Origin of the sequence: Actinomadura sp. KC06, from assembly GCF_004348735.1 — a bacterium.
Taxonomy (GTDB): Bacteria; Actinomycetota; Actinomycetes; order Streptosporangiales; family Streptosporangiaceae; genus Spirillospora.
On sequence record NZ_SMKT01000251.1, the window covers coordinates 1 to 8,307 of the forward strand.

Consider the following 8,307-nt stretch of genomic DNA (forward strand, 5'->3'; position numbering starts at 1 on the left):
CCCCCAGGAACGCCCCCGAGGCCGAAGGCCTCCCCGAGGCCCCGCGCCCCGGCACCAGACGCCCCGGCCCAGACCACCCCGGACGCCGCCTCCCGGGCCCATCGCCGGGCATCGTTCCGGGCGGCGTGTGGTCAGGCGGCTTTGGGTTCGTCTTCTTCTGTGGGGGCGGTCAGGGCCCATTCGTCGGCGGTTTCGCGGGCCAACTGGAGGTCTTCCTCGTTGAGGGGGCCGCCGCGCTGGACGGGACGGAAGTCGGCCGTGCCCCGGACGAGGTCGGGACCGAGGGTGGTGGCCTCGACCTCGGCGGAGAAGCGCCATTGGCCGTCGCGCTCGTACTGGCGGATCCGCAGGCGGCCCGTGACAAGCACCGGGGTGCCGCGCTGGAACTCGGACGCGTTGACGTTGTCGGCCAGGTTCCGCCAGCAGTTCACGGTCAGGAACAGCGGCTCGATGTCCTGCCATTGGCCGGTCTGCCGGTCGTAGCGGCGGGGCGTGCAGCCGACCCTGAGCGACAGGAACGGCGTGCCGTTGGCGGTGACGGCGTAGCGGGGCTCTGCTGCGACCCAGCCGGTGATGGTGATGTGCGCCTCGTTCATCGCGGTCCTCCGTTGTCTCGCGCGTACGGGTCAACGGTGGCGCAGCGAGCGCGGGCAGGCGGTGCGGGCGGGGAACTGTGGATAACTCAGCCGCGGCCTAGCGCGATGTCCACGTCCTGGCGGAAGCGGGCGTAGAGCTGGAGGTCCTGCTCGATGGGCACGATCACCTTTTCGTGCGCGACGCGTTCGATGCCCAGGCGCATGTGGTGCTCCATCTTGTCGCCGTGTTTGGCGGACGAGAGGGCGACCAGGTTGCGGCAGGCCGATGACGTGAGCCAGCCCATGCCGAGGGTGCAGACCACCAGGACGGCCACGTAGGGGATGAGGCCCGCTTCCCCGACCAGGCCGCCCGGGTCTTCGCCGCCGGCGTCCAGCAGGCCGTAGGCGACGAGGAGGCCGATCCACACGACGCTGAGGGCGGCGACCAGCACCAGGAAGTACTGCCACGTCTTGACCAGCCACCACCAGCGCGGCACCTGGTTGAAGGTGGGCAGGGCGTCCTTGAGCGATTCGCCGAGGGCCTCGGGGATCTCGGTCGCGTGGGAGCGGGCGGCGGCGCGGACGGAGCGTCCCCAATGCGCGGGCAGTTCCGGGGTGATGCCCTCGGTGACGCCCTGCAGGGCCGTGTCGACGTCGCCCTGCTGGGCGCCGATCGGGCCGGTGAAGGCGCCGCGGAGCTCCTCGCGCAGTTCGGTGAGGCGCATCCGGCGCAGCGGGTCGGAGCGGAGGCGGGCGATGATGGCGGTGATCGGCCAGCCGACGAAGTCGGCGGCGCGCAGCTCGTAGGCGCTCTCCATCGCCTCGGCGACGGCGGGCGCGCCCGCGGCGTCGGTGAAGGCCTGGACGAGGTCGCCGCGGCGGCCGTCGTCGATCGTGGTGGGCGGCTCGGTGTCGGCGCGGTAGCCGACGAAGCGTTCGGCGGCCCGGTCGACGTCGGCGGACAGGCGCTCGGTCCGGGCGCGGCGGGCCGCGACGGTGTCGACGAGGATGTCCCGGAAGCCGTAGACGCCGTCGTCGGCGATGGCGGAGGTCGTCACGATGCGCGGGTCGGCGAGGCCCTCGGCCTCCAGGAGGCGGCGCAGGTCGGCGACGCAGTCGTCGATCTCGTGCGGGGCGAGCCGGTCGACCTGGTTGAGGACGATGAGGGTGACGCCGGTGTGCCGCGCGAACGGGACGATGTAGTTGCGGTGCAGGGCGGCGTCGGCGTACTTCTGCGGGTCGACGACCCAGACCAGGAGGTCGGCGATGGTGACGAACCGGTCGACCTCGGCGCGGTGCATCGCCTGGATGGAGTCGTGGTCGGGCAGGTCGATCAGGACGAGCCCCTGCAGCGTGGCGTCGGCGCGTTCCAGGTCGAGGGCGCTGGCGCGGGCGTAGCGGTGGCGTTTGTCGACGTCCAGCCAGTCGAGGAGGGGGCCGGCGCCGTCCAGGCCCCAGACGCAGGCGTGGGCCTGGGACGTCATCGGACGCCGCATCCCGGTCGGCGACAGTTCGAGCCCGCAGATGGCGTTGAACAGGGACGACTTGCCGCTGCCCGTGCCGCCGGCGAGGGCCACGACGGTGTGCTCGCCGGACAGCCGGAGCCGCTGTCCGGCCCGGTCGAGCAGCGCCCCGGCCTCGGCCAGGACGGGCTGGTCGAGCCGTCCGGCGCCCGCGCGGACGAGCCGGTCGAGGCCGTTGAGGCGGTCGGTCAGGCTGGGCGGTCCGGCGGGAGCGGCGGCGCCGGGGACGGACGCGTCGGGGAGCGGGATCCCGCCGGTTCCCGGCGGCGAGTTCGTGGGGATGGCCGAGGTGGTCATCGGGCGACCTCGAGGTTGTAGGTGGCCTGGTACAGCTGGACGGGGACGGTCTCGTCCGGGATGCCGGCGGAGTCGAGCACCTGCTCGAACCGGATGGACTCCTCGTCGAACAGCATCCCGATGCGGCTCCGCAGGTCGGCGCGGGCCTTGGCGCCCATGCCGCGCAGCGACTCGGCGCCGAACAGCGCCTTCAGCAGCCGCTGCGGGACGGCGCTGTTGCCGCCCTCGACGGCCACGTCGGACGTGCCGTACCCGAGCAGGCCGATCATCAGGACGAGGGAGACCGCCTCGGTGTCGAACGACACCAGCTTCGCGACCGAGCGCTTGGTGACGCCCTCGGTGCGGATCAGCTCCTGGACGTGGTCCTGCCAGGAGCTGACGGCCCGGGTGACGCGGCGCGACAGCTCCGGGGAGACGTGCCCGAGCTCGGCGTCCGCCGCGGCGAGGACCTGCCGTCCGGCCGGGTGGTCGCGCCAGCGGGCGATGACCTGCTCGGCGCCGTGCTCGGCGGACGCCATGATCAGCGATTCGAGCCCGCTGCGCAGCGCGGCCTTGAGCGCGCGGACCCGGGCCGGGCTGCGGCCCCGCCGCCGCGCGGACCGGCCGCGCCGGGACCGCTGGGTGTGCAGGGAGCGCAGCAGGTCGCCGGTGCCGGCGAAGTCCTGCCAGCGGGCGAGGACCTCGCCGCGCAGCAGGGACCCGTTGCGGGTGGCCTCGTCGAGTTCGGCGAGCGCGGTGCCGTACCCGGCCTCGACCTCCGCGGCCAGCTCGGTGCGCTGCTCGACCTGCGCCTCGACCTGGCGGGCGAGCTCGGGGACGCGGGTGCGGAAGCTGTCGAGGACGGCGGCGAGGGTGTCGCTGATGACGATCTCGCGGTCCTCGGCGTCCTCGGCGACGCCGGTGAGCCAGGCGCGGAGGTCCTCGACGGTCTCCTCGGGGAGGCGGCTGTCCTCGATGCGGGTCTCGGGGACGGTGAAGCGGCGCGCGTCGCCGACCTCGTTCTCGTCCAGCATCTCGCCGAAGTGCTCGACGATCTCGGCGCCCTGCGGCCCGGCGCCCTGCGGGACCCGGGACAGCACGACGCCGATCGTGGCGCCGTTCTCCTTGGCGCGCTGGAGCATCTGCCACACCTGCGCGTCGGCGTACCGGGCGGCGGTGGTGACGCACAGCCAGAGGTCGGCGGCGGCCATCAGCTTGGTGGCGAACTCGTAGTGGTCCTCGAAGACGGAGTCGAAGTCGGGGCTGTCGAGGAGCGCGAGGCCGGGCGGGAGGACGTCGCTGGTGATGATGACCAGTTGGTCACCGGCGATGGCGTCGGGGGCCGGGCCGCGGACGCGTCCCATGCCGGGCAGCAGCGGGCCCTCAAGGAACCACTGCGCGTGGTCGGGGTGGCAGACGAGGATCGGGCTGCTGGTGGTCGGGCGGAGGACGCCGGTGGCGCTCACGCGGGCCCCGACGAGCGTGTTGACCAGGGTGGACTTGCCCGCGCCCGTCGAGCCGCCGAGGACCACCAGCATGGGCGCGCCGGCCGCCTGGATGCGCGGGAGGACGTAGTCCTGGAGCTGGTCGCGCAGCTCGTCGCGGGCCTCGCGGGCGTCCTGGACGCCGGGCACGTCCAGCAGGAAGTTGAACGCGCCGAGCTGATCGCGCAGGCCGGTGACGGCCCTGGTCAGCTCGCCCTGGCGCACCGTGTTGGGGGTGGGCCTGGCGGCGCGGCGGCGTCCGACGCCCCTGGGCTTTTCGTCCTTGGCGCGCTGCGCGTCCTTGCCAGCGGACTTGCCGGCGTCCTTGCTCGCGTCCTTGTTCGTTTGTGCCTGCTTGGCGGGCTGTTCGTCCTTCGCGGGCTGTTCGTCCCTGGCGGGCTGGTCGTCCTTGGCGGGGTCCGTTTGCCGGTTGGACGAGGCGTCGGCCTCGGATTTCGCGTGCTTGCCTGGGCGCGTGCTCTTCGCTGTGCGCGCGCCCGCGCGGGTCTGGCCCGGCTGCGTTCGTTTGCTGGACGGCGCGTCCTCGACGGGCTCCTCGCCTGACTCTGCTTCCTGCTGCTCGCCGGCCGCCCGGGTGTCCTTGCCACGGCGGGCGTAGCGGCCTCGCCTGGTCTCCTTGGGGGCCTGCGCGTTCGAGGGTTCGGTCGTTCCGGCGTCCGCCGCGTGCTCGGCGTCCCCGGTGTCCCCGGCCTCTCCGGCGGTAGGACGATCTTCACCGGACGTTCGCCGGCCCGTCTCGTCCTCGCCGTCCGCCTGGCCCTCGGGGCGGGCGGGCTCGCCGCGCCGGTCCGCCGCGGGCGCGGCGTCCTTCCCGGGGGCCGCGGAGTCCTCGATCCCGCGTCCCGGGCCGGCGCCGGCCTCCTCGTCGTGGACCGCGCTCTGCTCTGCCGGGGGTGTCACGGATCCCGTCCCATGTCCGCTCGAATCATGTCGATCTCTCGTGCCACGTTGACCACGTCGCCCACGACCACGATCGCCGGGGGCCGGACCGCGCCGGCGGCCATCGCGTCGGCAACCGTGTCCAGCGTCGCCGTCAGCGACCGCTGGCCGGGGAGGGTGCCGTCCTGGATCACGGCGACCGGCGTGTCGGACGACCGACCATAGCGCATGAGGGCGGCCGCGATCAGCGTCATCCGTTCCACGGCCATGAGCAGGACGATCGTGCCGCTCCCCCGGCCCAGCGCGGCCCAGTCGACGGCCGAGTCGGGATGCCCGGGAGGGACGTGCGCGGAGACGACGTGGAACTCCTGCGCGACGCCCCGGTGGGTGACCGGGATGCCCGCGGCGGACGGGACGGCGACGGCGCTGGTGATGCCCGGAACGACCGTGACGGGCACGCCGTGCCGGGCGCAGTGGAGCGCCTCCTCGCCGCCGCGTCCGAACACGAACGGGTCGCCGCCCTTGAGCCGGACGACGAAGCGCCCCTGCTTGGCGTGCTCGACCAGGTACTCGTTGATGCGGTCCTGCGTGACCGTCCGGCCGTAGGGGATCTTGGCGGCGTCGATCACCTCGACGTCGGGGGCCAGCTCGTCCAGGAGGCCGCCGGGGGCGAGCCGGTCGGTGACGACGACGTCGGCCATCGCGAGCAGCTGCCGGCCGCGGACGGTGATCAGCCCGGGGTCGCCGGGACCGCCGCCGACGAGGGCGACGCCGGCGGGCTTGCTCCGGGAGTGCCGGGATTCGAGGGCGCCGGCGCGGAGGCCGTCGACCACGGCGTCGCGGATGCCGGCGGCGCGCCGCGGGTCGCCGCCGAGCAGGACGCCGACGGTCGCGTCGCCCGCGTGGCCGCTCGCGGGCGTCCAGGCGGGCGAGGACTCGGCGTCGTCGGCCCGGACGGCCCAGATCCGCGCGTCCTCAGCCTCCGCGACCACGTCCGCGTTGACCTTGGCGTCGTCGGTGACGGCCTGGACCAGCCACGCGTCCGCGCAGTCGCCGCTCCGGAAGCCCCGCCGGTGCCAGATGATCTTCCCGCGCTCCGCGAGGCCCTGCAGCGAGGCGGTGACGTCGGGGGCGACGAGCACCACGTCGGCGCCCGCGTCCAGCAGCGCGGGCACGCGGCGCTGGGCGACCCGGCCCCCGCCGACGACGAGGACGCGCCGGCCGCCGAGTCGCAGTCCTAGCAGGTACGGGGGCACGTGGTGATTCTCTCGATCGGATGTGCGGTTCAGCTGGCGGACTCCTGGTGACTGACAAGTCTCTTTGTGGAACAAAGGTACTCGGGTTCAGCAGTGCATGGAGAGGGCCTCCGTCCAGTCGATAGCCGAAGGTGACTCATTCCGTGATCGTTTAGTTACGGGTCCCTGCGTCCTTGCCGCTGACGCCGGCGGAGTCGAAGGTGGCGACCTCGTGCAGGACCCGTACCGAGCCCTGGACCAGCGGCAATGCCAGCAGGGCGCCCGTTCCCTCGCCCAGCCTGAGCTCCAGGTCGACGAGCGGGCGCAGGCCCAGCTCGGCGATCGCGGCGGCGTGGCCGGGCTCGGCCGAGCGGTGCCCGGCGACGCAGGCGCCGACCGCGTCGGGGCAGAGGGCGGCGGCCGCGAGCGCGGCGGCTCCGGCGATCACCCCGTCGAGGACGACGGGGACGCGCAGCGCCGCCGCACCGAGGACGAACCCGGCGATCGCGGCATGTTCGAGGCCCCCGACGGCCGCGAGCACGTCCAGCGGCGTGGCCTCGTCGTCGGGGAGGCCGTGGCGCGCGAGGGCGGTGCGGACGATCTCGACCTTGCGGGCGTGGGTGGCGTCGTCGATGCCGGTCCCCCGGCCGGTGACCCGCTCGGGCGGCAGGCCGGTGAACGCGGCGATCAGCGCGGCCGACGCGGTGGTGTTGGCGATCCCCATGTCTCCGGTGATCAAGCAGCCCATCCCGTCCGCGACCAGGTCGCGGGCCACCTCGATGCCTGCGGTGACGGCGCGGCGGGCCTCGTCCATGGTCATCGCGGGGCCGAGCGTCATGTCGGCGGTGCCGTGCGCGATCTTGCGCTGGAGCAGGCCCGGAGCGGGGTCGAGGTCGGCGGCCACGCCGACGTCGACGACGCTGACCTCGGCGCCGACCTGGGCGGCGAACGCGTTGACGACGGCGCCCCCGGCGAGGAAGTTGGCCACCATCTGCGCGGTGACCTCCTGCTGCCACGGCGTGACGCCCTGCGCGTGGACGCCGTGGTCGGCGGCGAACACGGCGACGGCGGCGGGCTCGGGCAGCGGCGGCGGGCACCGTCCGGCCAGCCCGGCGAGCTTGACCGACAGCTCCTCCAGGACGCCGAGGGACCCGGGCGGCTTGGTGAGGCGGGCCTGGTGGTCGCGGGCGTCCCGCATGGCGGCCTCGTCCAGTGGCGCGATGGCGGCGACGGTGTCCTCGATCAGGTTCACGGTGTCCTCTCTTAGATGCCGAGTTCGCCGAGCACGTCTAGAAGGGCGTCGTTGGACGTCCGGTCGCGCACGGCGATGCGCAGCCAGTCGGAACCGAGCCCTGGGAAAGTGTCTCCCCGCCTTACGGCGTAGCCACGCTGTCTTAGCAAAGCTCTGATGCCGAGGGCGTCGGGCACGCGCAGGCACAAGAAGGATGCGCGCGCTTCTGGGACGACGTAGAGGCCGCGTGCGGTGAGTTCCCCGGCCAGCCGGTCGCGTTCGGCGGCGAGCGCGACGGCCCACGCTTCGGCTTCGGCGACGGCCTCCGGGGCGGAGCACTCCTCGATGGCGACGAGCGCGGGCGTGGACACAGCCCATAGCGGCTGCGCCTCGGCCAGCCATCCGATCAGGTGGGGATCGGCCAGGACGTATCCGGCGCGGAGCCCGGCGAGGCCCCAGGTCTTGGTGAGGGAGCGGATGACGGCGACGCCGGTGGGCAGCCTGCCGGCGAGGGACTCGGGCTCGCCGGGGACGCAGTCCATGAACGCCTCGTCGACGACGACCGTCCGGCCGGGCGCGGCCAGCGCGGCGACGGCGCCGGACGGGTGCAGCACGGATGTCGGGTTCGTCGGGTTGCCGATCACGACGAGGTCGGCGTCGTCCGGGATCTCGGCGGGGTCGAGGGTGAAGTCCTTGCCGAGGATCACCCGTTCCACGGTGTGGCCGGCGGCGCGCAGCGCGGCTTCGGGCTCGGTGAACTGGGGGTGCACGACGACCGCCTTGCGCGGCGCGAGGACCCGCGCCAGCAGGACGAACGCCTCCGCGGCCCCGGCGGTGAGCAGGACCTCGTCGACGGCTCTGCCGTGCCGCCGCGCGACCGCGCGGCGGGCCGGACGCGGGTCGGGGTAGGCGGCGAGGTCCGCGACGGACGCGCGGAGCCGCTCGGCCAGCCAGGGCGGGGGCATGCCCGTCCGGACGTTGACGGCGAAGTCGGCGAGGCCGTCGCCGACCTCCGCGTCCCCGTGATGCCGCAGGTCGACGTCAGGTTGGTCGATCGAGAGGCAGGGCGGGAAGCCGGGAGGT

Annotated in this window: 6 protein-coding genes; all 6 read right to left on the minus strand. The window is 73.9% G+C overall.

Annotated elements, in window-relative coordinates; genetic code table 11:
- Positions 1–131 precede the first annotated feature (131 nt).
- The gene (locus E1287_RS40310) at positions 132–596 is read right to left on the minus strand and encodes a single-stranded DNA-binding protein (RefSeq protein WP_131970933.1); all 465 of its coding nucleotides are present in this window, start codon (positions 594–596) and stop codon (positions 132–134) included.
- Positions 597–682: 86 nt separating this feature from the next.
- Complete coding sequence (locus E1287_RS40315) at positions 683–2,395, minus strand: GTPase (protein ID WP_131970935.1); 1,713 nt, start codon at positions 2,393–2,395, stop codon at positions 683–685.
- Positions 2,392–4,779: an AAA family ATPase gene (locus E1287_RS40320; protein WP_243719771.1), complete on the minus strand. Its 2,388-nt coding sequence runs from the start codon at positions 4,777–4,779 to the stop codon at positions 2,392–2,394. The genes E1287_RS40315 and E1287_RS40320 overlap by 4 nt, the downstream gene beginning before the upstream one ends.
- Positions 4,776–6,014 (minus strand): uroporphyrinogen-III C-methyltransferase, encoded by a 1,239-nt coding sequence (gene cobA / locus E1287_RS40325; protein ID WP_131970936.1) that lies wholly within the window; start codon positions 6,012–6,014, stop codon positions 4,776–4,778. Before cobA ends, E1287_RS40320 begins: the two co-directional genes overlap by 4 nt.
- 151 nt (positions 6,015–6,165) lie before the next feature.
- On the minus strand, positions 6,166–7,245 hold the full coding sequence (cobT, locus tag E1287_RS40330) for a nicotinate-nucleotide--dimethylbenzimidazole phosphoribosyltransferase (RefSeq protein WP_131970938.1): 1,080 nt from the start codon (positions 7,243–7,245) through the stop codon (positions 6,166–6,168).
- 11 nt (positions 7,246–7,256) lie between these two features.
- A complete protein-coding gene (gene cobC / locus E1287_RS40335) occupies positions 7,257–8,279 on the minus strand; it encodes an Rv2231c family pyridoxal phosphate-dependent protein CobC (RefSeq protein WP_131970941.1) in 1,023 nt (340 codons plus the stop codon).
- Positions 8,280–8,307: the final 28 nt, after the last annotated feature.

What these genes read in the sequence shown, in the direction of transcription:
- E1287_RS40310 (WP_131970933.1), bottom strand. Translation starts at nt 596, where the DNA reads ATGAACGAGGCGCACATCACCATCACCGGCTGGGTCGCAGCAGAGCCC.
- E1287_RS40315 (WP_131970935.1), bottom strand. Translation starts at nt 2,395, where the DNA reads ATGACCACCTCGGCCATCCCCACGAACTCGCCGCCGGGAACCGGCGGG.